Here is a 26994-nt window from a genome sequence, read left to right on the forward strand (position 1 = left end):
CCTAAACTACGTCGTCTCATTCAAAAGAGTTATTTGCCAATTATGTTGATTTTATTAAGCTATTCCAGAGGTTTACGCCTCCCATTATTGAATGAGATTCACAATCAGGGTATTGATTTCTCGCAATGCTTACTGCCTTAAGACTTCGGATTCCCGATTGACAAATAAAATAAAGTGACTGTTGGGGCTTAAGTTTATGAATTTGTATTTCCAAATCGGACAATGGGATATTAATGGCTTCCTTTAGCGGATCTAAGGTAAATTCCTCTTTTGTTCGTACATCTATTAGTTGCCATGAATTGCTCTTGTTCTTTATCTTATGAAATGCCTCTATAGATACTTCACTTATGAAATCGCAATTGGGAATTTCGTAGGAACTCTCGAGGCTGGAGCGTACTAAATTCTGAGGCTCTAATTGAAAACCTAATTTATAAAAGGATTGATTTAACCCATTGTATATTAATAACTTACCAGATAACACTTCATCTATGGCCGTAATGCATTTAACCGCTTCTAAAGCCTGTAAAGTACCAACTATTCCCGGAATTACTCCTAACACTCCATTATCATTACAATTAGGAATAGATGAATCCTCAGGCGGTACGGGAAACAAGCACCTATAAGAAGGGCCTCCCTTATAATTAAACACGCTAATATGTCCTTCAAAACCGTGTAATGCCCCATAAACAAATGGTTTGTCCAGGATAACACAAGCATCATTAATTAGATAACGGGTTGGAAAATTATCTGTTGCGTCTACTATAACATCATAATCAGCAAGAATGGTCAAAGCGTTATCGGGTGTCAGAAAGGTGTCATGCCCTATTAATGTGGTACCAGAATTTTGTGATTTTAATTGTTCTAAAGCTACTTCAAGTTTTGCTTTTCCAATATCTTTTTCACAATAGATCACCTGTCTTTGTAAGTTGGTAATCTCTACCTTATCCCCCTCTACAATCCCAAGGGTTCCAATACCCATTGCATTTAAGTATTGCAGCACAGGTATACCAAGGCCACCTGCTCCTACTACCAAAACGCTAGATTTTAGTAATAAATCTTGTGATTTCTGGCCAAATTCTTTGAGTGAAGTTTGACGTATGTAGCGATTTGTATTCAACTGGATTCTAATTTGGATAATACTTCTCTATAGTCTTCCTCTGAGTTTGCATTCATTAAAACAATATCATCCTTAGGAAAGACCAATTTAATCTCCGAATTAATCAAAAATTTCCTTGGACAACTACTAGTCGCTTGCTTTAAATAATCTATCGAATTGGCTAATCCTCGAGGTTCCCATATTGCAGCCAACGGTTCAGGTAAACCACTTTTCCTTGTAGCGAATGCTGTTGCATCTTTCTTAGTATCTCTTGCAGCTATCAACTGATTTATTGCTTTCAGATCTATTAACGGAAGGTCACAGGCTAATACAAGCCATGCAACTTTAGGATAGGTATAATGAGCGCTCAACAAACCATTAAAAGGGCCTTTATATTCATCCATGTCGATTACTGTAGATATACCCTCTGAAATTTCTGATTCCTGCTCTTTTCGTATACTTAAAAATGTTTTATTGCAAACCTGGGATAGCAAATTATATATATGCTCTCTCTGTGGGCGATCATGATATTGTATTACACTTTTATCCTGACCCATCCGGGTACTTCTACCTCCTGAAAGTACCAGTCCATATAATTTCATTTGTGAGTTTCTATTTTCGATTTCAATCGTTCTTTAGAATTACCGATATAAGGTTATTAGTTTGGCCTTTTAATCTTAACCACCAATAGAGGTCATGGAATTATCAAATACTCCTTTGTGTTCCTTCTGAGCTTCAAAGCCAGTAACTGCTCTATTGCCAATAACATTTTGTATTGCACGTTTAATATTATATTCGGAAGAATCACCCCTTATTGTTTCTCTGAGATTAATTTTCGGAGGGCCATATAAACAGGTAATAACATCTCCCAAAGCAGTTATTCTTAACCTATTACAACTACCGCAGAAAGTTCTGCTAAATGAAGGAATAATTCCAACATTACCTTTATGACCCGCTATCTTATAATTAATTGAAGTGGAAGTTTTTGGGGATGGTATTAATTGAATGGAGGGATATTTATTACTTATATGGGTTAAGATAGCTTTATAGTTCCATAATATAGTATTGAATTTTTTAGATCCACCATTAAATGGCATTTCTTCCAGGAATCGTACACTTACCGGGTAATGCTTTTGTAATTCCAAAATTGGAATTATGTCCTGTACATTCTGATTGTCGAGTACAATAAAATTAATACGGACGTTAAAACCTTCTGTTATAAGCCGTATAAGGTTATTATAAACGATATCGTAGTGATCACGACGCGTAATACGTTCAAAAGTATCCTTATTTATAGCATCCATACTTACATTAACATCCTTAATACCAAGCTCTTTTAGTTCATCAATATAAGGACCAATCAATGTAGCATTTGTGGTTATTGAAAGTTCTTTAAGTCCCTCATTATTCTTAAGGTTTCTGAGAAGGACCATCAAATCTTTTCTAACAAAAGGTTCCCCGCCAGTTATTCGAATTTTATCAATACCCATTTGAACAAGTACATCACCAATTTTTGATAGCTCCTCGATACTCATTAGCTCATCTTTCTTAGCAAAGGCAATACCTTCAGATGGCATACAATAATTGCATCGCAGGTTACAACGGTCTGTTACGGCCAGGCGCAGATAATTTATATTTCTATTGTGATTGTCTATCAGCATTTAAAATACCATATTTGGTTTAACTTATTTCATAGACACTAACCTCCACTTACCGGCGGAATCAATGCGATTTCATCATAACTATTTATTGCAAAATCATCAGTTGCATAACTGTTATTTACAGCTACTGCCAGAGAACTTAACCTGTTTAACTCAGGAAATGTACTGCCAAGATAAGATTTTAATTCTCCAACTGTATTTAACTTTGCAGATTTTGCAACAGGCACCGACAGGGTAGAACTACCAACAATATCCTTGGTTATACCAAATAATAATATCGTCATATTAACCAATTATCTCCTTCTCAGGACCTTTAAGCAGTTCCGGATAATTGCTAAAGGGTTGTTTATACAATCTCTTTCCGGTTGCCGCTTTAAAGGCATTTGCAATTGCACCACCCGCCGGCGGCAGAGTTGGTTCCCCAAGTCCGGTTGGTGAGAACTCATTCTTCATTAGATGAGTTTCAACAATAGGTGCCTCTTTCATCCGTATAAGTCGATATTTGTCAAAATTGGTGGCCTGAGGTACTCCATTCTTAAATTCAAAATCACCATACATTGAATGGCCAATACCATCAATTACACCTCCTTCTATCTGATTCAATGCCCCCAATGGATTAATTACAATTCCACAGTCTACAACACAGGTAATTTTTTTGACTACCGGGTTACCATTCTCTAATACTACATCTGCTACTTCTGCGACATGACTGTTATGGCAATAATAATTAACAAATCCCTGGTAAACTCCTTCAGGTTTTGTTCCCCAGCCAGATTTCTCAACGGCCGTCTTGATTACTTTTTCCATTCGTTCCGGTGAATACTGAATACGTTCATCAGTTGTGCCTTTTACTTTTGCCAGCAGGTCTAATCTGAGTTGAATTTTATCTACTTCCATCATTTCGGCCAATTCATCAAAGAAACTTTGTTCTGCAAAGGCCAGGAAGTTTGTATAAGGCGCACGCCATGCGCCTGTTGTAATATTACTCTGATATTTGGCTACATCAACCTGGTAATTTTCAATTGCGCCTGCAGGAAAAAAGTTAGGTATCAAGCCATACATATTAGAATTAATGGCGGCTTCTTTTAAATGATATCCGGTAATTTTCCCATCTTTAACCGCTGCTTTTATTCTATATTTTATTGCAGGTCTGTAAATGCCATCCGCCATATCATCCTCTCTTGTAAATACAACTTTTACCGGTTTTTTGGCCTTGTTAGAAATCTCCGCTGCTTCGACGGCAAAATCACCATATAACCTCCTGCCAAAACCACCACCAATCCTTGTCATCTCTAAATGGACATCTTCAAAATCACGCTCCAATACTTCAGCGATATGTTTGGCTGTTCCTTCCGGTGTTTGAATAGGGCCTACCAAATGTATCTTATCCGGAGTAACGTTCGCATAAAAGTTCATAGGTTCCAAACAATTGTGGGGCAGGAATGGAGATTCATACGTTCTTTCCAATACTTTATCTGCCTGTGCAAAAGCTTTCTTAATATCACCGTCTTCCCTGAGGGTTTCAAATTTATTACCGTCTAACAATCCCAGTAATAATTTATCATGATCTTCAGTACTTTCTAATTTGGTATCTGTCTTCCATTCTGCCTTTAATGCCTTTTTTCCTTTCATGGCCGACCAGGTATCTTTTCCCAAAACGGCAATTTTATCTCCGAACCTGAGTACCTCGGTAACTCCATCCACAGCTTTCACGTCTGCATCATCAAAGGATTCCAGTTTTTGACCAAACGCCGGAGGGCGCATTACACAGGCAATGAGCATACCTTTAGCTTTATAATCGAGCCCATAAAGATTTTCACCTTTAATTATTTTATCAATATCAACATTGGTGATATCGCTTCCGATTATCTTATAGTCTTTTATCTCTTTTAGAGTAACATCTTCAGGTATCTCAAGGTTTGCAGCTTCATTAACAACTTCGCCATAACTCAATGTTTCTCCTGCAGCATTACTGATAACACCTTCACTGGTGGTGCATTCAGATGGATCAACCCCCCATCTCGCCGCCGCTGCATTAATGAGCATTTGTCTTGCTGTTGCCCCGGTCTCCCTTAAGGCATCCCAGCCAAATCTAATAGACTGGCTTCCTCCGGCCACCTGCCTGGTGTAATTGTTGGTATCCAATACACCCTGCTTCACATAAACGTCTTTCCATGCCACGTCTAATTCCTCGGCAATTATCATAGGCATTGAGGTTTTAACTCCTTGTCCAACTTCAGGATTAGGTGAAAAAATAGTCACAGCACCATTATCTGCTATTTTAATAAAAGCGTTAAAATCATTGTAGTTCAATTTTGCCAAATCAATTGGTGGTTTGGCATTCGGTTTACATGCATTAAACAAGTTAAAACCGATTATTAACCCACCTCCAGCCAGGGAGCTGGTTTTCATAAAGGATCTTCTGCTAAATGTTATTGATGTTTTTTGTGTAGACATTTTGACTTTTTTTGCTGGTTCACTATGCCAATTTATTGGCGGCTATTTCCACTGCTTTATAAATTCTCGTGTAAGATGCACATCTGCAAATATTACCCTGCATAGCATCTTTAATTTCGTCTTCAGTTGGATTGGGATTGTTCTTAAGAAATGCTGAGGCAGTCATTATCTGGCCTGCCTGACAATAACCGCACTGAGGTACATCTACCTCTTTCCAGGCCTCCTGAACAGGATGGGTACCATCCTCAGAGAGTCCTTCTATGGTAGTTATAGATTTTCCTTCTACCTGAGCCATTGTTAAAGCGCAACTTCTGACTGCTATTCCATCCAGATGAACTGTACATGAACCACAGACTGCAATACCGCAACCATATTTAGTTCCTACTAAGTTTAAATTATCGCGTAAAACCCACATTAACGGGGTGTCTTCGCTTACTTCTACTGACCTTGATTCACCATTAATATTTAGTTGATACGTTGGCATATGTATGTTGTTTTAGTGAATAATTAGAATACTTCTTAAAGTTATCAAAATTATAATTATCTGATGCTCATTTAACAAATTGTTAAATGTTAAAAGATAAAAGTTTATTCAATGCTTGTAATTTTATCTCTCAATTCTCTTCAGCCAAACGGTGCAATACTTTCTTAGTGTTTAAATTCAGAACATTTATTGCTGATAACAAAATCACAATCCCGGTTGAGCTGCTAAATTTTTATACCATGTTTTAACAAGATTTAACAAAGTTTTTAAATCCATTCATAATTTTAAATAAAATTGGTCGTTGTGCTGTTTGAACAACAAAACTTATGAAAATGAAAACTTATCTGAAGTTTCTATGCCTTCATTGTGTGGCTATCCTATTTTTTTCTTGTGGAAATGCTGATGATGATGTCAATTTTGACATCAACCAGGCAGGTTCTCTTGGCTTAGGTAATCCTGTTGATGAATGCCTTGACCTTGGCGAAAGCGATCTTGTGTTATCTATACAGGATCAATTTACCACCTTACCTGGCAAAGTGTCCATTTTTTTTAAAGTCTCTGATAATATAGGAAATCCAGTTCCAGGATTAACTGCAGAACAATTTACCATCTATGAACAAGGAAGAAACGATGAATGTTTTAATACCATATCTGCTTCCGAGTCTTTTGCCCGTATTTCACCTAATTCACAAATTTTTAATAACAGTACTTTATTGGTTCTAGACCTTAGTAATAGTGTTCTCAGTAGTAGTCTGGAAGAACTGAAATCTGCCACAACTAGTTTTATAAATAATGTTATGCCAGCGGTGGGTGAAGACTCATTTCAAATGGCTATTTATTGGTTTGATGGGGAAGATGATCTACATTTATTGAATCCCTTAACTGCTTCCAGGGACGAGCTAATAGCTGCAATAGCAAGTATAACAACTACCATAAGTAATGACCCATCAACAGATTTATACGGGGCAGTTATTAAGTCGACTAACATCGCCTCTGAACTTCTTAACGATAGTACAAATAATGGTATAATTGGTGCTACTTCGGTGGTAGTTTTTACTGATGGTACCGACCAGGCTTCCCGATATTCTGAAGAGGAAGCCCTCAAAAAAGTAAATGAGTCTAATAGTAATATTTCCTTTTTTGCAATTGGCTTAGGATCTGAAATAGATACTGAAATACTTATGAAAATTGGTAAAACATCTAGTGTTTTTGCAGGTAACAAGGAAGAACTTGAAACAACTTTTAATGATATTTCATCCAGGGTTACTGAACAGGCAAATAGTTTTTATCTTTTTGAATATTGCACCCCAAAACGAGATGGCAGTGGTGAAAACAACCTTGCTATACAGGTGAGCGATGGCAGCCTGCAAGGGGCCGTACAAAGCAAATTCGAAGCTACAGGATTTACGGGAGGCTGTCAATAAACGGCTAATAAAACTGAATATTTAAAGGGGTGCCAATTGGCGCCTCTTTTTTTTTGGATTATCAAAATATAATGTTTTAAAGTAGGGTTTTTGTAATCCTACTTGTTTTATAGATAACAACACCAAATAACTATTGCAACTTAAATATCATGTTAAAATCTAAAAAAATTGTTTAACGCTAAAAAAAAGAAATCATGCATATAATTAATGAAATTATCCGTCAGAGTGCAATAGGCCCATTATCTAAATGGTATCAGAGTGCCATACTTCTAGTATTTTCATCAATAGTAGTTATATTGTTTACTATGTTGGTTGTACTTATTGCAAGTGCTTCTCAGCTTACAACTAATTTCAGTTACCTGTTCAACGGAAACATATAGTCTTACAATTGCATAAAATCGAGGTTTAGATTTTAAGAATTAAGATATAAGACTTAACCTACTTATAGATCATAGCATTTACAAAATCGCTATTACCGGTTTCTAAATCTATCAAAAATCCATTGATCACCGCTTTTGCAATTTTCTGATCTTTGGTAAGCAGAAAAGTTGGATTTTTACCAACGGATAGATTAAATTTTGGAAGTTTATAGGTTGTTGAAATAATATTTATAGGTATTGGCGAGTTTAAGGTATTTTCTTCAAGTTGTTCCACTCTTATATAGGTGTATCCGGATTTTAATAGTTCAGTTGGATTCAGCTTATTCAGTGCCTTAATTGATTTTACTGTCTTTGGATATACCTTTCCTGGTTTAAGTATATATCCTGCGGCATTAAAAGTCTTGTATCCATAGTAGGTAGAAAGATCGCCCAGATCTATTATTCGGCTGCTATACCAAAAATCGTTATGACCCTGCATATCAACTTCAGGTCTTTGAATACCCAGATCAAGAATATATTTTGAGCCCATCAAATCATAACTCACTCCTTCAATTTTCAAATCAAAAAGTTTACGATCATTTTCGGGTATTTTTTCATAGTCCTCCAGACTAATATCTTTATAATTTTCCTTTGCTATCGTATAAATTGCAGACAGAATAGAGACGTAATTCAACTTTCTTATTTCCTGTTTTTCAACATCTTCCGGATAGCCGCCAGATTCAATTAAAATTGTGCTTGTCCCCCACTTTTGAATATTATCTCCAAAAGCTCTTGGTTCAAAATCGTCGTTATATCTGCCCACTTGTCCTGGGGCATATTTCTGAATGATATTATTCATATATACAATTACTTTCATAGCATTACCTCTAACCTCATTTATATCTTTCTCATAATTATAGGCAGGTGCCAGATATGATATGGTAGCCGGTTTGTTAGTTCGTTCAGCATTATAATACGTACTCTGGTCATGAAGATTAAATCCGAAGTTGGCACTTAAACTATCACGAACTCTTTTAAGGGTTTTGCTTTCGGGAGATTGGAGTCGTAGTGCATCCCTGTTTATATCTATTCCAAGAGTATTTCTTCTTTGAAAGACTTCAGCTCCATCCGGATTTAGCATGGGTAAAAAGTGAAGTCTTAAATTTTTTAATATCTCTTCTTTTTCATCTTTAAAATCATCACCATCCAAAAAGTTTAAAATATCAAATATGGCTTGAGTTGCTGTTGGTTCATTACCGTGCATTTGTGACCATAAAAAGACATCGGTTTCACCACTGCCTATACTGATAAGAGATAGTGTCCTGCCTTCAATTGAGTTTCCAACAGTGTTAACATCAAATTTGGGATTAATTCGGTATCTATTTACAAGTGGCACCAACTCTTGATGCTTAATGCGTCTTTTATTCAGAGTAGGTTCTTTATAAGAATCATATGTCTCATATAGGGAATTTGTTATATCTACAGGTTGAGCATATAGCTGTGTAGTTATTATAATGAGAAGAAGTACATTTATATATTTAATAGCCATTATTTTCTGATTTTTCCGGTACGGGTTTAAAATTAAGATATTTGGTTGCTTTTCTAACTCTTTCCATAAAATCTTTACCAGGGTCTGTTTTATTCGTTCTATACGAATCGTCTTTCTCCAACCATAAAGGATGGTCAACAAAATTTGTATACTCATAGTGTCCAATTAAATACTCTATTGGATATTTATTGAATAGGTATTCCACCAACCAAATATTTGCTTTTAACTGGGCCCTGGTTAGGGGCAGATCCTCCGTGCCGCCTATATTTTCAATTCCTATGGCACAGTGATTAAGCCCAATGACATGCCTTGCCATATTTGTTTCGGGCATTAAACTATATATGATGCCGTCCCGGTCTACCATAAACTGTGAAGATACATTAAGTCCGCTTACGCTTACTATATCAGGACGCCAATTAGGCAAAGTCGGCGCATCAAAGGCATCAAAGGCCTCTTCCAATGTCGGAATTACCGTCCAGTGTAATACAATCATTTTGGGAGAAATGCCAGGAGATTCTTGTTCAATTCCATATCGTTCTAGAAGATATGCTCGTGTTAATTCTACTCGCTCCTGATCAAAGATAATTGGCTTATCTACAATTTCTTTGGAAGTTGAACATGATAAAAACAGTATCACAATAAGTATGTGGAGTACTTTATTCATTTTGTTGGACTGACTGCATATGATATTTTTGTATTATTTTTTAATCGGAGATAATTATTCTCCAGGTCTAAGGGAATATTGAATGGTGACTTTTTTAGTCGCCAATATCCCTGGTCCTTTCTTCAATAATCAATCCTATATTAGACATTCAATCAATTTTTATATTCTAAATTAATGGGTTATTAATTTAGAGTTAAGTTAATAAATTTCAGTAAAAGATTATTCTGCTGAGTTTTTAAGGAAATTATAGCAGCCATCAAATAAATGAGACTCCATTTAATGATTATATAACAAGAATTGCTCTGTTTACCACAAATCTATGATCGCTCACAACAATAATTATATTTTCGGAAAGGATGGCTGTATGTTTACAGTGTAAATAACAAGAAGTTAATTTTTTCATTTTCATATAGTGTTCTCGTAAAAGGGTCCTGATCGTAAAGACAGGGCTCTTTTTAGTTTTAACAACTTTCAATCTTAGTGCTTTCACGAATACCTATAAACCAATCGGATAGAATAACCGATTATCGCAAATAAATTGTCTTTGAATCAGAACCCCATAATGGTTAAAGCTAAATTCGAAATTGCAATAAAACTTTCTTGGCTTTTTAAAAGGAGTTAACTAATAAAGGCTAAAACGTAACTGCCCCAATCCTATAATTATGGAATCCATTTATCAGTTCCAAAATCGGGCTTTCGTTTTTCTAAAAAGGCGTTTCTGCCTTCTTTTGCTTCTTCAGTCATATAAGCCAGTCTGGTAGCTTCGCCCGCGAACACCTGCTGACCAACCATGCCGTCGTCTGTGAGGTTCATAGCAAATTTTAACATTTTAATTGAAGTAGGTGATTTTGCCAATATTTCCTGAGCCCATTCATAAGCAGTATCCTCTAATTCTTCATGTGGAATTACAGCATTTACCATACCCATTTCATATGCAGCCTGGGCAGTGTAACTTCTTCCTAAAAAGAATATTTCACGGGCTTTTTTCTGCCCAACCATTTTAGCCAGATAAGCGGAACCATAACCCCCGTCAAAACTTGTAACATCAGCATCCGTTTGTTTAAAAATCGCATGTTCTTTACTTGCCAGGGTAAGATCACAAACCACATGCAAACTATGGCCCCCTCCTACAGCCCATCCGGGCACTACTGCAATAACCACTTTTGGCATAAAACGAATAAGGCGTTGCACTTCAAGGATATTCAGTCTGTGCATCCCATCATCTCCCACGTAGCCTTTATGTCCCCTGGATTTTTGATCACCTCCACTACAAAACGCATAAACCCCGTCTTTAGAGGACGGCCCTTCAGCAGATAGCAATACTACGCCAATAGAAGTGTCCTCCTGTGCGTCATAAAAAGCTTCATATAACTCGCTTGTGGTTTTAGGCCTGAACGCGTTTCGTACATCAGGTCTGTTAAAAGCAACACGTGCTACTCCATTGCTTTTTTTATAGGTTATATCTTCAAAGGTTTTAACGGTTTTCCAGTTTATATTCATCTCAAAGAATTTCTATATATGCAATAAAGATAAGACTTGTACACTTAATGTCCTTTCCTTTTTATGAGGTCTTTTTCTTATCAGTATCGAGTTTTTTATTGTTACAAATTGTTTTTGGCTTCAATCCATTTGGACAAATATTTTGTGCTCTGCAAAGTATGATGTGCCAATATGCCCCCAACAATATTTGTTGCTCTATGTTGATCCAGATTTTTATTTAATTCTATAATTTTCTTATAAAGCGCTTCTTCAAAACCTACTTTGTTAAAATGTTTGTTTATCAAATCTGTTCCCATATTTTGGGTTTCCTTCCATTTATGGCTATTCAGGTAAAGTTCAATAGCGAGATTTGAAAAGCCTTTGGGTTCGTCCTGAGTAAAAAGATTTAATTCATTGGAATTGCCTATCCCTTCCATTCCAATAGATGTTGTAACAGAAGGTGTTCCGTTTCTAAAACCATCCAATAGTTTTCCTTTTATCCCAGCCCCAAAACGCAGAGGCACAAGATTAATTTTAGCCTTAGACATCACAGAATCCACATCGTCTACCCATCCCATAATTCTAAACCCTGTTTTAGCACACTCCATTTTTCGAATTCTTTCTGGCATATAAGGACCATAAATATGCAATTCTGATTCCGGTAGCGATTCCCTAATTAAAGGCCAAATGTTGTTATTAAGCCATGAAATTGCATCTATATTTGGAGCATGTTTCCCGTTTGCGATGAATACAAAGTGTTGTCTTTTTTCAAAGGGTGGCCAATTCTTAGTATTACGTTCGTTTAATTGCTCGTACATAAAGGGAAGATGGAAAAGTAAACTCTCATCTACCTTAACGATATCTTTTAGTAGTTTAATCTCGAATTCCGAAATTATCAACGACAAATCTGAACGGAAAATACTTGCCAGTTCTCTTTTTGTAATATCCAACCTTAGCCAATCGGAAATATTAAATTCTTTTTTTAGAGAGAGCATTTTTTCTCTAGAGGATCTGAGCGAATGAAGGTCTTCCGTATCCAAAATCCGAATCGCCTTGGGTACATTTTCTGCTACTCTCCAGCCAAATTGTTCTTCCATAATAAAACGGTCGAAAACCACAATAGAAGGATTTAACCTACGAACTAATTCATCAAAACTATGATGGTTTAGCTTTACGGGCTGCTGTTCAATACCATATGCGGTTAAATTTTCAGAATAATCAGTAATGGCAGCTATACTGGCAAAAGTAATTTGAAATTTCCTTTCTAAAAACCAATGAATTAATTGCATCATCCTGATTCCCGCCCCTGTTGCCTTAGGTTCCGGCCAGGTTAGACCAAGAATCAACACTTTATTTGAATGCATAACTTTATATACGGTTAACTAAGAAATATACCCTAATGCATTAATTAACATTCTCCAGGTTTATTATGGCTGGTTTAAGCTATTCATAGCCGAAAAATTACATTCTTGATGCAAATTTTTGAGATATATTTAAGCGGAGTTTACGTTCGTAATCTTCTTCCAACCATTCTTTATAATTCTTTGTATTGTTCATAATACAATATGAATATTGCCTTACCCTATAGGAGATTTCTTCTTTTAGCTTTTTGGCCAGAATTCTTGCATCAAAAACATCTTCGCTATTTTCAACACATATTTGAGCATGCTGTTCTATACTGCGCTCGAGTACAGTTTTAGACTTCAGGCCTTGTGCAAACACTTTTTTATATTCGGCCTTAACATCAAAATCAATTTGGGTAGAATTAGCAAATTCGGCCTTGAGTTCGGGAGGCATGGTATAGACGAATTCACGTTCAATATCTTCATCATTCTTAATGTTTTCAAGGAAAAAATCTGGAAAGTGAAATATTTCCTGCCAGTCAATGGGTGCATCCCACATACCAAAACGGGACGTATTATTTCCCATATCCACAACGGTGAAATCCGTTTTATTTTGAAGAATACGAGATCCTCTTCCAATCATTTGAAAATAAAGAGTCAGCGATCTTGTTGCCCGGTTTAGTATAATGGTCTCCACGGTTGGTTCGTCGAATCCTGTAGTTAAAATACTTACAGAAGTCAAAATGGCATCTTTGGTTTCTGAAAACCATTCTAAGATTTGTCTTCGCTCTGTAGCAGTATTTTTATTATCTAAGTGTTTTATAGGATAACCAGCCTTCTTAAAAGTTTCATATACATAACGAGATGTGTTTATTCCATTATTAAAAATCAATGTTTTTGTTCCTTTAGCAATCTCTTCGTAGGCATTTAATAATTTAGCCAGCATACTTTGATTACCGTACAATTCATCAGAAGATTTTACGGTATAATCTCCACTAATTCCCAGCTTTAATGAGCGTAGGCTAACATCATAGCTATACATATTGGCATTGGCTAGAAACTTCTTTTTTATAAGCGATTCTATTGATTCTCCAACAATTAGCTTACTGTAGTTATCCTTCATTGGAAGCTTAATGTTGGAACTTAGCGGTGTAGCTGTTACGCCTAAAATAATAGATTTTTCAAAGTACTTAAAAAGCTTTCGGAAAGAATTATAATGTGCCTCGTCAATAATTACCAAACCCACATTGTTTAACTCAATCATCTCCTCCTGAAGTCTGTTATTCAGGGTTTCAACCATAGCCACAAAGCACATGAAATTATTTTGGTCTCGTAATTCCTTAATTTCACTATTAATGATCATGTTCTTAACTCCAAATCCACTTAACATTCTGGAAGTTTGGACGCTTAATTCTATCCTATGGGTAAGAACTACTACCTTTTTTTGGGTATTGGCTATAAATCTTTTGGCTATCTCAGAAAATACCACGGTCTTACCACCACCTGTCGGTAGCTGATAGAGCAGATTTACGTCTTCCGGAGCTTCTTCCAAAAAGGAAAAAATTGTATTCAGATCCTGTAATTGGTAGTCGTAAAGTTTTTTTTCTATTTGATCTGTTTGTATCTGCAAAAGTGAAATTACATTGAAAGATTTAAGGAAATACTATTCTTGAAGTTGTCGTGACTCCAATTTTGCAAAATTATATGTTTTTTATACTTAAATGAAATTATAAGGCTGAAAACTACAAGTTAATATCCCTTTTCACGATTAACCATATTATTCAAAGGCAATCCATCTGTTAATCTTCTATAGTTTTCTAATAATTGTGGTATTACAGATTCAATATCAGAAACGCTGGCAACATGCGGTGTAATATGTATTTTTGGATGAGTCCAAAAGGGATGTTCGAATGGCAGTGGTTCCTCGTGAAAAACATCTAATCCCGCTCCGGCCAGATGTCCGTTGTTAATATATTCCAACAGGTCTTCATCTACCAAATGACCACCCCTTGCAACATTAATAACATAAGATTGTTTTGGTAATTCTTTAAACAATTTATTGTTTAATATCCCTGTAGTTTCCTGAGTTAGTGGTAACAGACAAACAAGGATATTACTCCTGGAGAGAAAGGTATTTTTTTCGTTATAGCCCGTGTATACTTCTACCTCAGGAATTACTTTCGTTGAAGTTGCCCACCCAATTACATTAAATCGGTTTTTAATAAGGTCTTCCGCGAGCTTTTCACCCAAAGCTCCCATACCCATGATTCCAACTGTAACATCAGAAATCCTTTTGTATTCCTGGGGGTACCAAACCTTTTTTAATTGATCTGTCTTATAGGTATTAAGATTTTTGAAAAAACCAAGTATTAAAGCCAAAACAAATTCAGACATATCACTGGCTAAAACGGGATCTATTACGCGAGTTATCGGGATATGTTTAGGGACAGACTGGTCTTTGAATATAAAATCGACTCCGGCGCCAAATGAAGCGATACATTTAAGGTTGGGATATTGTTTTAGAGAATCTACAGGCTGTTTCCAAACGCATGCCAGAGTAATTTCTTCTTTTGGATGTTCTTCCAAATAACTGTAAATAGAGATGTCCGGAGCTTTAGCCATTAAAGCTTTCTTCCATGAATCTATCTTGTTGTCTTGTCTAATAACTACAATTGCCATTTACTCTTCAAAATTTTGTAAATAAACTAACATTCGATTTGTTTTCAAAGCTTTAATTTTCTAGACTTAATCAATTATATCAAGTGCCCTGGTAAAACCTTCTGAATACTCCCATTTTTCTTCCAAGGTGGCATTATATACTTTTATAATTCGATCTTTAAAGTCTGGGAGCAATTCATAGAAAGAAACATGTTGTATTAGCTGTGTAAATGAATTAAGCATGCTTTTATAAAACGCATCAGGAACGTTGCGTTCTCGTGAAAATGATTGTGCCACTTCAAGGTTAAAGAGCATAACATCCGCTATTAAATACGGAGCCATACCTAATTTTAAAAACTGTTTTATATACTTTTGTGCGACTGACCTTCTGGCCCTTGCTTTTTTCCTTTTAAGAGGAAAATACTCATTGGAAATTTTTTCTTTAGCTTCCTGTACCCATTTATCTTCTCTGGGATTAAAAACAAAATCATAGTATTGTTTAACAGCCGGAAAACGGTCATATAAATCAACCATTTGTTCTTCCAATTCCGGTTTTTTAAGACCCGTCAAATACTTTTTAAGCGCTCGTCTACTCATTATACGGTTATAAAGATAGCATTGTTAACTTTAATCAGCATAAAAAGTGGCGCAAAATAGGTTTCAAATATCATAAAAATAAGGCCCTCAACGGATATTTAGAATCGTCATATTTTATGTAAAACATTAGTGGTTAGGGTTTGGAAAAGACAGAATAAAACACTATACTGAGAAATTATAACTAATAATCTAGACATTATATATGAGGCAACTTAAGATTATCAAGCAGGTAACTAATAGAGAATCAAAATCATTAGATAAATACCTGCAAGATATCAGTAAAATAGAACTAATTACGGCAAATGAAGAGGTAGAATTAGCACAGAAGATCAGGGCCGGAGACCAGGCAGCACTGGAAAAATTAACAAATGCCAATTTGAGATTCGTAGTCTCCGTGGCAAAACAATATCAAAACCAGGGATTAAAACTTCCCGATTTAATAAATGAAGGTAATGTAGGTCTTGTAAAGGCGGCCAAAAGATTTGATGAAACCAGAGGATTTAAATTTATCTCCTATGCGGTTTGGTGGATACGTCAATCTATTTTACAAGCATTAGCCGAGCAATCAAGAGTGGTTAGATTGCCTTTGAACAAGATAGGATCTATAAATAAGATAAAAAAGACCTTTTCCTATTTAGAACAAGCACATGAAAGACCTCCTTCTGCCGAGGAAATTGCTTCGGAACTGGAAATGAGTGTTAGTGAAGTACGACAGTCCATTAAAAATTCTGGAAGACATGTGTCTATGGATGCACCTCTCAAAGAAGGTGAGGATTCCAATTTATATGATGTAATGAGATCTGGAGAGTCGCCCAAACCAGATAAGGACCTGATGCAGCAATCACTAAATACAGAAATAAACCGCGCTTTAGAAACCTTGTCCCCAAGAGAAGCAGACGTCGTTAAACTTTATTATGGGATTGGTGATCAGCAGTCAATGACCCTTGCGGAGATTGGACAAACATTTGATCTTACCAGAGAACGGGTCAGACAAATACGGGAAAAGGCAATTCGAAAATTACGTCATAATTCCAGAAGTAAGCTACTTAAAACATATTTGGGATAAATACAAAATTAAAGCCCGGTCTTCCCGGGCTTTTAATAACAATCTATAAAATAAAACACTTAAGAACAGCTTAATTTGTGGATATTGTAATCCAATAGAATTTCATTAAGATCCTCAATGAAATTTAAATACGCGGTATTGTCTTGATTCTGGTTTGCCATAATAATAATTTTTAAATAGGAAAAAGCCGAGCGGTCTATAAATAGTCCAATTCGGCTAATTCGTTTAAACTTAAAATTTCATTCAAATCTTGGAGGAAATTTAAATACTCCTCCCCGTAGGTGTCGTATAACATGGTAAGATTGGTTTTTACATTATTGAGATTTGGGAAACAATAATCATATAGTAAACGTAAAAAATCCAATAATATTACCCAATTAAATGTGGTGAAGCCAGCATATTATGTTGTAAACCGCGAATTTGAATAGGTCAGGCAATGTATTAGAACTTTGTATGATATCTAAATCCGGCAGAAAGCGCCAAAAAGAATTCACCCGGATCAAAGACCAATTCCTGCCTTGTTATCCCGAGGCTGGCCCTGTAACTGTTAGTTAAACTATTGCCTGTAAACTGGTATTCGAAAAGAAGTTGCTGAGATTCTACAAAAAGCAATGTCTCGGCCAGGATGATATCACTATCAGATATGAGTTGCTTAATTTCAGGAGAATAGCCCATAATCAGGTTTATCCCAAAATAATTTTCACGGTCCTGAAAATATTTTCGGGCTAAAAGGCTTCCTGAGAAACCGATAGGTCCATCAGTTCTCGGGGTAATGTAAGGTCTCAAAGAAAAATAATAGTTTCCTTTGTAAAGCCCTACGGAACCGGTATAAATAATTGCCTGGCTGGTTACAAAATCTAAATAGCGTATTCCTGCCGATACTTCCAATGCTTTTGGGAGATTAGCATAAAGTTCTGCCCCTGCTCTATGGTTTGGAAAAATCCTCGAATTGGAATAGCCATAATTAGTATAGGCATAGAATGTTTTTGAAATTTTGGGATAAAAATCCATCTCATATTGTAATCCATTCGTGTTAAAACGGTTGCTAAAGTTTATTCTGGGGATTATTTTTCCTATCTCAGTTTCGCGAATATATTCCACGCCGGAATAAATCATAGGGTCATATACGACATCAAATACATCAAGGGAATTAACAATTCCCAATCGGTTCTTATAGGATTTAGCCTCTGTTTCCTTTAATTCTTTCTCAGTACTCTTTTGAGAAGCATTTTGCTTTTTGTGAATCTCATTTATAATTTCATCGTGCATTATTTGTAAATCCGGATCAGCTTCCATAAAAATTAACGCTTTGTTTGCCAAACCCAAGGCGATTGAATAGTTCTCTGCATAAATTTCATTTTTTACAGCAGCTATCCATACTTCTTTATTCTGTCTTTCTACTGAAGTTATTTTATTAAAGTGTTTTCTTGCTTCATTGTGATTACCATCCCAGCTATATGTTTTAGCAAGAAGGTTTCTGACATCGGTATAATCCGGATATCTAGAAAGAATTAGCCTTAAAGTATCTCTAGCGACACTGTGGTTCCCTTCAAAAGCAAGATCCCTGGCAACAAAGAAAGAAGTGTCCGGATTGCCCTGATATGCCAATTCCTGTGTTATCCCTTTTTGAACGAAAAACAAAAGAAATAATCCTAAATATATGATTCGATATAACATTAGTTCCTATTAGAAATTAAAGGTGATTCAACAATAGATTTTTTTAACTTTTTTTGAGTGTTTTCCAGTTCTTTAGCTTCATCAATTTTTTGCAGAGCCCGCTTCATTTTGTTTTGTACTTCTTTATTCTGGATCTTATTCCTCTCTATCATACGTTGAAGAGACAAAGCACGATCGTTATTATCTGACCAGTAAAAGACATCTAATAAAGCTGCATACCCATCAGCATAGACAGGGTATTTTTGAATAGCTCCTTCCAGAATATCAATTGCTATATCATACTGTCCCTCCCAAGCATGAATTCTTCCCATTAATATTTCCGTATCTGCATGGCCCGGTACCTGAGATAAAATATATCCACTCAAAAGAAGGGCACGTTTCGTATCACCTTTAAAGGCTAATTCTTTTGCTGTATTGTATGCATTATCATAGTCGTTACTATTAAAAACACTGTTAATCCAGACCATCTCCTCTTTCGAAGGGTTACTTTTTAGCTGAGCAAATAGGTTTAATGAGGAAGGAATAATTTTGTTGTTTTTCATAACATATTTATTGACTGCTTTGAAATACTTATAATGTTCTTTTACCTCTTGTTTTAAAACTGAAGGATCAGGATCTATTAATTTCAGTTCACTGTCAAGATCAAATAAATTACCTCTGGTAAGAAAATGATTGCCGTAAACAAAATCCTGAATATTGCTATTATGTCTCAAAAGAGGAATCTTTTTAGTTGAGTCAAATACCCCATCATGAATAAGTCCTCTCCCCAGCCAAGCAACTTCAGCTGGAATTGTTATATCATATCGCGATTCTAATAACCCCAGGATTGCCGGTGAAACGTCCTCGTGGGAAACCAAAGAGGCTATCTTTGCGGGTTGTTTTAATAAAGGGCTGTACATCATTAAAGGTACCTTGTATCTTCCTAAATTATCTTCCTGTGGCAGGTCGGTAAGGTTATGACTGCCTGTAATTATAAAGATGGTGTTGGCGTAATCCTGATTTCCTGCATATGAAGAGAAAAATGATTTTAAGGCACTATCGGCGTATAAAATACTGGCAAAAACCTCTTTATTTTTCTTTACTAACTTTAAAGGTCTAGGTGCCATTTTTTCTTCAGCCAATATTTTATTAACCTTACGTATGTAAGCTTCTTTTTCAGGAATAAGAAAAGGCTTTTTAGAGCTTAATGTAAAGAAGACATCTAATCTTGGTTTTTTTGAACTAAAGTGATCATTGTGCCATTTCTGAAAGAGTTCTTTATCCGGATACCCCAGGGATATTCCTGCTGCATCTTCATTTTGTTTTAGATATTTGCTTCCAAACCCTTTGCTGTCCAAAATAAAATCAACTCTTTCTTCATAGAGAAATTTGTCTAATTGATTTAGTGCACTATTACCACCGTAGTTAAAGGAAGTTGTGTAGTTATTTTTTTTAAGGATCCCAAAAATAGTCTGTCTGGCAGGAGAATCAGACGAATTGGTAAAACCATTCTCTCCAAACGGTAAAGAACCTAATAAACATGGCAGTGCAGCATGGCTTTCTCCAGCATTGCTCAAATAATTGTTCCAAACCAAGGATTTGGCCTGTAGCGAATCCAAAAAAGGAGTAAATCCACGATATATGGCCTTATCGCCTACAAAATCTGAACCCAGACCTTCTACTATTATAAAAATCAAATTGGGTTTTTTATCCTTTAAATTAAAGTAGGGAGCAAGGCCTTTATTGGAAACATAGCTGTGTAATAAAGGATACTCTGCTTCTCCTTCATACTTATTAAAATCAAAAACCTCATCAGCTACACTATACGCTAAATGCTGTAGTTTATTTTCGTTAACTGGGTTTTTATCGGAAGTTAAAGTAGCTAGAAATAAACTAAAAAGAATAATAGTCAATGGAAACATCCGGCTAATGGTACCATATACAGAAACGGTAAATTTATAAAAGAGGTATAGAAACCCTGTCATAACGGGTAGTAAAAGTAAGATAGAGAGTATCAAGGTAGATCCAGATGTCCTGCTGCCATAGACTTCTAAAAATCCGGCACCAAGTATATCGTAATTTCTCACATAGAACTCTATTAGCAGGCCCTCAATAATTAAAATAACGATGAGAAGTATGTATGTCACCTTAAATCCCAAAGAATGTTTCTTTTCCTCTAAATAATTAAAGATGAAAGCCATAAAAAGGCCGATCATTGCTGTAAACCCAGAATGATGTACAACTAAAAGTAATAGGCTTTTTGTCAATACCCCATCAAGAACACCGGCCATATACAGGCGTATATTTTGATAAAGTGACAAAACCACCAAACATAGGAAAAAGGCCAATATAAGGCGTATAAAGTCCCTTAAGGTCTTTCGCCCGGCATTTTCCGATATGTTAGTGACTATCTTCATTTTATTATGTTTTGGCAAATCCTTTTCGTACCTGCGATCCCCAGCCCGATTTTACTTTAAACAGTTTCTTGTAATTACCCCGAATGGCGGACCATACCACTAAAGGGTGAAATGTAATTGGTTCAATTATTGCACAAAACATTAGAATAAGTATATCCTTGGTCTTGGTGTATTGATTATAAGAATACAGATCCCATAGAATTGCATAAAATGAGAACATAATGGAAAAAGCATAGACTGTCATGGTAATGGCAAGAAAGAAGTCAAGGTTTAATATTCCCATATAGTAAAATATGATAATGGAGAAAAAACCTATGAATTCTAAAATTGGGGCTAGCCATTCATAAAAAAACCAATAAGGATAACTCAGCATTCCAAGGCGGCCAAACTTAGGATTAAAGAACATATCTTTATGTGTAAACAGGGTTTCCAGGTTTCCACGAGCCCATCTATCTCTCTGATTCACCAGGTTTTTTATGCTTTCCGGAACTTCTGTCCAACAAAGTGGATCCGGGATATATTCAATCGTATAGGGAAGTTGGCGCTCATGCATATAACGCCTCATTCTAAATACAATCTCCATATCCTCGCCTACTGTTTTTGTGTCATAACCACCTACTTCCAGGGCTATTTCACGATCGAAAAATCCAAAAGCGCCTGAAATGATAAGAAGGCTATCTATTCGGCCCCAAGCCATCCTTCCTAAAAGAAAAGAGCGCGTATATTCTAATAATTGGAATCTGGCCAGCCATTTTTTTGGTAGCCTTATCTCCTCTAGAGTTCCCCCTGAAATTTTACTGGAATTGGCTACACGAATTACACCGCCAACGGCAATTACCCTTTTTTGAGTTCTTTGATAAAATGATTTTACAACATGCAATAAGGCATCAGGTCTTAAAAGGCAATCCACATCTATGCAGCCTACATATTTATTTTCTGATAGTTGTATGCCTGTATTTAACGCATCAGATTTACCACCATTTTCTTTGTCAATAACTGTAAGTTTTGAGAATGAGCGCTGCCTTGATTTGTACACTCCCCGTATTGGTTTTGAATTCCATTCAGGATCTATTATCCGCTCCACTTTCTCCAGATCATAGGCGTCTATCATTTTCTGTAAGGTGTCATCCTTACTTCCATCATTAACCACCATTACTTCATAATTCACATATTGAAGGGAAAGAAGAGACCGAATGTTTTCAACAATGGTCAACCCCTCGTTATAGGCCGGAGCAATAATAGTAATGCTTGGTGCCAATGGTGAAGCCATTATCCTGGATAGGTCAACGAAGCTATTTTTATTTCTATAGTGGATAGAATTTCTCGTGGACAAGTACCCCATAATACTAAACATGGCGAATAGTACCAGTGTAAACACAAGAAAAACAATGTTTAAATATTCTATGAATATTTTGAATAAACTACTATCCATTAAACTTCTACTTAAATTTTTTCGGGAATGAAATGATATTTCTAATAAACGAACTCAACACCTTCTCTTCCTTCTTATTCACTTCTTTTTTATTGATTTCATTTATCTCCTGGTTATCTTCTTTGTCCTCTATTGGAGTACCCACCAACTCAAAATCTAACTCAAATTGAGGCATTTGATTATTGTCGTTTTCACTAATTAAACCGTTTAAAAAACAAAACTCTAACGACTTCAAGCTATCCTCTTCTTTATTCAGGGTGCTTACATCTATTGTATTTATCTGGCTTATTGACTCAGGTTTTTCTTTATCTAAATTGGGTTGTTGAGCTTCTAATTCATTAGTTTGTATTTGTGCTATAGACTCCTCGGCTTCTATTTCAGGAGATAAGAGTGCCTGTAATTCCTTTAATATAATTTCTGATTTAGCCCTTACTTTTTTGTCGCTATCGTCCTTGAGTGTTTTTAAGAAATTTACTTCTTTCTCATCGCCTACAGCCAAAATCTCATCTAATAAGATAAGTTTAGATTCTACATCACAGGTTCGGAATAATTCCTGAAAAATGCTGAATCCATAAAAGTCAGGAATAGGATTATCATCTTTATCTTCATCACCCGTATAATTTTCATCCCAAGTTGATGTGTTTGAAGCGGAAGTTTGAGTCATAATACCGGTTCCTTCAGATTCGTTTACAAATGCCATCCAGTCTATCGATTTTTGAGCTATAGTTTCTGAATTTTCGAGTTCTTGCTTAGGTAACCAATCAACTTCGAGGAATTTATTATACAGATTTGAAATTCTTTGTTCTTTAATAACTTCCTCTTCCTTTACTTCCATAGCTAATATGTCTTCATCCGTAGTAACGATCAAATCTTCTGAATCTTCCTCTACATTGCTTTCGACCACCAATGGTAAAAATTCCAATTCTGAATCTTTCTCATCTTCAGTCACAACATCTTGATCATGAGCTTTGATTTTATCAAGAATTGCCTCTAATTCTACTTTAAAACTTTCTTCTTCCAGAATTTCTTTACTTTCAACATTACTATTCTCAGTAGTTTGAGGGTCCACAGTTGACTTTAATTCTTCTACTTCTGATACCATTGGCAAGAAATCCAGGGGTAAATAGTTCACTTCCTGATCCTCCGATTCATTAAATTCCGTAAGGATATCTTCTAATTCCTCCATAAAGCAGAGATCAAAAATTATTTCATCCTCCAATTCCGGATCCAAATGATCCTGCATGTCTATTGAATCTTCTTTATGGTCTGAAGCTGGTAGACTGTCGTCCTTATTTAACTCGTTATTATTCATAACTTCTGATAATTGAGTAGAATTGTCTTCTACATTAGTTTCAAAACTTTTCGTGGTAATGTTTTTATCAATTCCTTCCGTTGGAACATAGGTTTCTGGCGCTATGGTATTAATTGTACTTATGGCTTTGCTTTTTACAAGGAAGTTTGATTCTTTACTTACTAAAGTTTGAAGAAATTCTATATCTTCCTCTTTCCCTAATGAAGAAATGGTGTCAAGAATCTGTAATTTAATATCCACCCTACAGTTTCTAAAGACAGATTTTAACGTAGCTACAGCTTCAAAAACACCGAAATCCTTGATACATTGAATGGCTTCTGATTTAATCTGATCATTCTTATGCTTTACTAATTCTATCAGAGACTTATTAGCGTCATTTTGGTTATAATGCTTAATAAGCCGTAGGGCAAATAAAACCACATCCCTGTTTTTGGAGGTAAGCCATGCCTTAAAACGCGGAGGTGTAAAGTCTTCAAAATTCCTCAGTACATCAAGTAGTTTTAATTGTTGCCACTCTGAGATTCCATATCTGGTAGTATCCAAAAAATACGAAATGCCTTCATGTTTTAACGTAACCGTTGCTATTTGTGCTTGTTTGCGTACTACCCCTCTTTTGTCATTAATAAACTTTTTTATAAATCCATAAGCAGCTAATACTCTCATTTGGGTTAATTCAAGTATTCCCTTGGAAACAATCTCCCAGCGCCAGTTCCTTAATTTTTTAAAGGCATCTAAATGCAGTTCAAGGTTCTGGTATAATTTAAATATACGATTACGAGAATCTCCTGAAAGGTCTTTTTGAAGGTCTAATAAGATTTCTGTTAATACTAAGCGGTTAAATTGTATTTTCAATAGATCACGAATTTCAATTTTTAGTTTTATGTATTCATAATTTTCCTCCTTAGTGGCATCTGTCTCGTAGAAGAGGAAATTGCTGATGATAGGTGCCAGGATTTTTTTTTGACGGGCTATTTTTAATGATTTAGCAGAAAGACGGTTTCTGAAGATAAAAACAAATGCAAAAAATAAGATTCCGAGACCGGAAAACAATATTGTTAAATCCCACAAAAGATCCGTATGGATCTTTGGTGCACTAATCAGCATAATGCTGCGATATGTTTGTGAGATTATTTCCAAAAATTATGTTTTATTTAGCTCCCTTCCCACCCTAACCAAAAGTTCCGAAGGACTCACTGGTTTAGATATAAAGTCATTGGCTCCTAATTCAAAAGCACTAAGAACATTCTCTTCATTTCCTGCTGATGAAATAATAATTATTGGAATCTTTGAATTCAATTGGTTTCTTACATAATCTATAAGTTCAATTCCAGAGAAATAGGGCATCATTATATCGCTGACAATAATATCAGGAGTTGCCGTTTTAAGATATTCTTTTACATCCCTGCCATCTTTTGCTAAATGGACATTATAGCCCCCTTTTTGAAGTCTATAATCCAATAAAGATGCCAACAACTCATCGTCCTCCGCTAATAATAGATTCTTCTTTATCATCCTACTCGTTTCCGTTTTTCTTTAATCTTCTTAATTCTTCATCAATCATCTTTTCTGCTTTCGGATATTCCTGAACAAATCTGTTTAGCAGAAATTGCATATGATTTTTATCTTTAGTTGTCTTTGCGGTTGTATTTAATTGCTCAACGATGGAAAATAGCTCCATTGTCTGCATCATTTTTAAACCACATTTAATCTTGTGTGCTGCGAATGCAACCCCTTCTGAATCGCCATCCTGGAGTTTCATTTTAACATTGCCAATAAATTCAAGGGCATTTCTTTTGTAAAGGCCTATCAGCTCCTCCAGCATTTCTAACTCACCCATGCAGTCTTCTAAAACAGAATTAAGGTCAAAGCTTGAATCAGATACCGTGTGATCAATCTGATTACCATCCGATGTGGCGTTTAATTTAAAATTAGTTTGGATGTCATTCCTGTTTTTAATCAATTTTGAAAGTAGTTCCTCCGGGCTAAACGGCTTAAGGATAAAATCATTGATTCCATTTTTTTCACATTCGTTTTTATCATCAAAAGTGAAGTCTGCCGTGAGGGCTATTATGGGGATCTCTGCCACTTCTTTTTTAGTGCTCTTTCTGATTTTTTCTGTTACTTCAAATCCACTCATTATGGGCATTCTGAGATCCATGAGTACAATATCAATTGGATCCGTTTCAAGGAGGTTAAGACCGTAGATGGGATTTTCCGTAATATAGGTTTTGCAACCCCATGAGTTTAGTCGACGTTCTATAAGTCGCTGATTTAACTCATTGTCTTCAAATACCAGGATCCTCATTCCTTTTACCTCTTCCGAAGAGATTTCAGTTTGTTGAGATTTAGATTTGGCAGTAGATGAACCAGTTGTATAGGGCAGGGTGAACTTAAATGTTGTACCAACACCTAGCGTACTTTCAACTTTTATATCCCCGTTTAGTTTATCGACGATCTGCTTCACAATGTTTAATCCAAGCCCGGCGCCACCATATTTTGAAAATGTTTGCTGATTTGCTTGCTTAAATGAACCGAAAATATGTTCTAAATCCTCTTTAGAGATTCCGATGCCAGTATCGGTAACAATAAAATCTAATACAACCTTTTCTTTGCCCTGTCTGAGTAGCTTAATTTTCAGCATTATCTCACCCTCTTCCACAAACTTTATAGAATTCCCAAGCAGGTTTAGCAATATTTGTGATAGTTTAGAAGGATCACCAATAAGATTCTCAGGGATGTTCTTGTCAACGTCAACTTCGAGTTTCACATCTTTACCCAACATAAGCGTATTACAGAGATAAACAACATCCTGTATAATGCTGAAAAAATTAAAATCCAGCATCTCAAAATTTTCTAATCCAGCTGAAAGTTTAGAGTATTCCAAAAGTTCGTTGATAATATCCATAAGGGAATTGGAAGCAGATTGAATGGCATTTACCTTATGCTGTTGGTCTTCGGAAAGTTCCCCTTCCTTTAAAAGATCTGCAAATCCAATTATACCGCTGAGTGGGGTTCGTATCTCATGACTAACAGTTGCAATAAGCATTTCCTGTGCCTTTTGCAATTGTTCTTTTTCTTTTAGTGATTCCAACTTAGAATCATGATCTGGTGAAATATCTTCTCCCCAAATCCTTTTTTCAAGATGGGTTTTAAAGGCTTCAAAAGATTTTTTAAGACGGGTGGCTTCATCTGCAGATAATTCTTCAAATGAAAAATTATTAAGAGTCGACTCCAGTTCTGACAATTGAGAAAGTAGGTTTTTTGGTTTCAAGGGGTACTTTTAGGTTAATTATATAATTGAAATTTCAAAAGGAGGATTCTATTCAGGGCCTTCTCAAAC

21 protein-coding genes are annotated in these 26994 nt (G+C 35.7%); 2 read left to right on the forward strand and 19 right to left on the reverse strand.

All coding sequences use genetic code 11. The annotated features are described in order from the left end of the window. Positions 1-40: 40 nt before the first annotated feature. The 6 genes from ABJH90_RS02895 to ABJH90_RS02920 all read right to left on the reverse strand — a co-directional run bounded on the left by ABJH90_RS02895 (position 41) and on the right by ABJH90_RS02920 (position 5698). A complete protein-coding gene (locus ABJH90_RS02895; protein ID WP_348142189.1) occupies positions 41-1117 on the reverse strand; it encodes a HesA/MoeB/ThiF family protein in 1077 nt (358 codons plus the stop codon). After that, positions 1114-1698 (reverse strand): NTP transferase domain-containing protein, encoded by a 585-nt coding sequence (locus tag ABJH90_RS02900; protein WP_348142192.1) that lies wholly within the window; start codon positions 1696-1698, stop codon positions 1114-1116. Before ABJH90_RS02900 ends, ABJH90_RS02895 begins: the two co-directional genes overlap by 4 nt. A 75-nt stretch (positions 1699-1773) precedes the next feature. Beyond that, positions 1774-2757 carry a GTP 3',8-cyclase MoaA gene (gene moaA, locus ABJH90_RS02905; protein ID WP_348142195.1) on the reverse strand — a complete coding sequence of 328 codons (984 nt, stop codon included), beginning with the start codon at positions 2755-2757 and terminating at the stop codon, positions 1774-1776. 38 nt (positions 2758-2795) lie between these two features. Further along, positions 2796-3041, reverse strand: coding sequence for a MoaD/ThiS family protein (locus tag ABJH90_RS02910; protein ID WP_348142198.1), 246 nt, complete (start codon positions 3039-3041; stop codon positions 2796-2798). 1 nt (position 3042) lies between these two features. After that, complete coding sequence (locus tag ABJH90_RS02915; protein ID WP_348142200.1) at positions 3043-5214, reverse strand: molybdopterin cofactor-binding domain-containing protein; 2172 nt, start codon at positions 5212-5214, stop codon at positions 3043-3045. Positions 5215-5236: 22 nt separating this feature from the next. After that, positions 5237-5698 carry a (2Fe-2S)-binding protein gene (locus tag ABJH90_RS02920; protein ID WP_348142203.1) on the reverse strand — a complete coding sequence of 154 codons (462 nt, stop codon included), beginning with the start codon at positions 5696-5698 and terminating at the stop codon, positions 5237-5239. 326 nt (positions 5699-6024) lie between these two features. Here ABJH90_RS02920 and ABJH90_RS02925 point away from each other — a divergent pair, with 326 nt between their 5' ends. Next, on the forward strand, positions 6025-7122 hold the full coding sequence (locus ABJH90_RS02925) for a VWA domain-containing protein (RefSeq protein WP_348142206.1): 1098 nt from the start codon (positions 6025-6027) through the stop codon (positions 7120-7122). Positions 7123-7560: 438 nt separating this feature from the next. Here ABJH90_RS02925 and ABJH90_RS02930 read toward each other — a convergent pair whose 3' ends face one another. From ABJH90_RS02930 to ABJH90_RS02960, 7 genes are all read right to left on the reverse strand, one after another. Further along, the gene (locus ABJH90_RS02930; protein WP_348142209.1) at positions 7561-9030 is read right to left on the reverse strand and encodes a M14 metallopeptidase family protein; all 1470 of its coding nucleotides are present in this window, start codon (positions 9028-9030) and stop codon (positions 7561-7563) included. Continuing rightward, entirely contained in the window at positions 9020-9694 is a 675-nt protein-coding gene (locus ABJH90_RS02935; RefSeq protein ID WP_348142212.1) for a peptidoglycan recognition family protein, read from the reverse strand. The genes ABJH90_RS02930 and ABJH90_RS02935 overlap by 11 nt, the downstream gene beginning before the upstream one ends. A gap of 660 nt (positions 9695-10354) precedes the next feature. Next, positions 10355-11194, reverse strand: coding sequence for a 1,4-dihydroxy-2-naphthoyl-CoA synthase (locus ABJH90_RS02940; RefSeq protein WP_348142214.1), 840 nt, complete (start codon positions 11192-11194; stop codon positions 10355-10357). Positions 11195-11295: 101 nt separating this feature from the next. After that, positions 11296-12537: a glycosyltransferase family 4 protein gene (locus ABJH90_RS02945; protein ID WP_348142217.1), complete on the reverse strand. Its 1242-nt coding sequence runs from the start codon at positions 12535-12537 to the stop codon at positions 11296-11298. 97 nt (positions 12538-12634) lie between these two features. After that, a complete protein-coding gene (locus ABJH90_RS02950; protein ID WP_348142220.1) occupies positions 12635-14146 on the reverse strand; it encodes a DEAD/DEAH box helicase family protein in 1512 nt (503 codons plus the stop codon). Positions 14147-14265: 119 nt separating this feature from the next. Then, positions 14266-15195 (reverse strand): glyoxylate/hydroxypyruvate reductase A, encoded by a 930-nt coding sequence (locus ABJH90_RS02955; protein ID WP_348142223.1) that lies wholly within the window; start codon positions 15193-15195, stop codon positions 14266-14268. Positions 15196-15261: 66 nt separating this feature from the next. Further along, the gene (locus tag ABJH90_RS02960) at positions 15262-15771 is read right to left on the reverse strand and encodes a DUF6155 family protein (RefSeq protein ID WP_348142226.1); all 510 of its coding nucleotides are present in this window, start codon (positions 15769-15771) and stop codon (positions 15262-15264) included. Between the two features lie 202 nt (positions 15772-15973). Here ABJH90_RS02960 and ABJH90_RS02965 point away from each other — a divergent pair, with 202 nt between their 5' ends. Then, the gene (locus ABJH90_RS02965) at positions 15974-16837 is read left to right on the forward strand and encodes an RNA polymerase sigma factor RpoD/SigA (protein ID WP_348142229.1); all 864 of its coding nucleotides are present in this window, start codon (positions 15974-15976) and stop codon (positions 16835-16837) included. Between the two features lie 441 nt (positions 16838-17278). On the opposite strand, the gene ABJH90_RS02970 is transcribed toward ABJH90_RS02965, so the two are convergent. Genes ABJH90_RS02970 through ABJH90_RS02995 form a run of 6 tightly spaced genes read right to left on the reverse strand, consistent with a single transcriptional unit; the run spans position 17279 to position 26925 of the window. After that, positions 17279-18514, reverse strand: a complete 1236-nt coding sequence (locus ABJH90_RS02970) for a YaiO family outer membrane beta-barrel protein (RefSeq protein WP_348142231.1) — start codon at positions 18512-18514, stop codon at positions 17279-17281. Further along, positions 18514-20910: a sulfatase-like hydrolase/transferase gene (locus ABJH90_RS02975; RefSeq protein ID WP_348142234.1), complete on the reverse strand. Its 2397-nt coding sequence runs from the start codon at positions 20908-20910 to the stop codon at positions 18514-18516. The genes ABJH90_RS02970 and ABJH90_RS02975 overlap by 1 nt, the downstream gene beginning before the upstream one ends. Before the next feature lie 4 nt (positions 20911-20914). Beyond that, a complete protein-coding gene (locus ABJH90_RS02980) occupies positions 20915-22342 on the reverse strand; it encodes a glycosyltransferase (protein ID WP_348142237.1) in 1428 nt (475 codons plus the stop codon). A 7-nt stretch (positions 22343-22349) separates the two neighbouring features. Further along, positions 22350-24791 carry a HEAT repeat domain-containing protein gene (locus ABJH90_RS02985; RefSeq protein ID WP_348142240.1) on the reverse strand — a complete coding sequence of 814 codons (2442 nt, stop codon included), beginning with the start codon at positions 24789-24791 and terminating at the stop codon, positions 22350-22352. Positions 24792-24794: 3 nt separating this feature from the next. Beyond that, entirely contained in the window at positions 24795-25166 is a 372-nt protein-coding gene (locus ABJH90_RS02990) for a response regulator (protein ID WP_348142242.1), read from the reverse strand. 1 nt (position 25167) lies between these two features. Next, positions 25168-26925 (reverse strand): ATP-binding protein, encoded by a 1758-nt coding sequence (locus ABJH90_RS02995; protein ID WP_348142245.1) that lies wholly within the window; start codon positions 26923-26925, stop codon positions 25168-25170. Between the last annotated feature and the right edge of the window lie 69 nt (positions 26926-26994).

Origin of the sequence: Eudoraea sp., from assembly GCF_039969275.1 — a bacterium.
Lineage (GTDB): Bacteria > Bacteroidota > Bacteroidia > Flavobacteriales > Flavobacteriaceae > Eudoraea.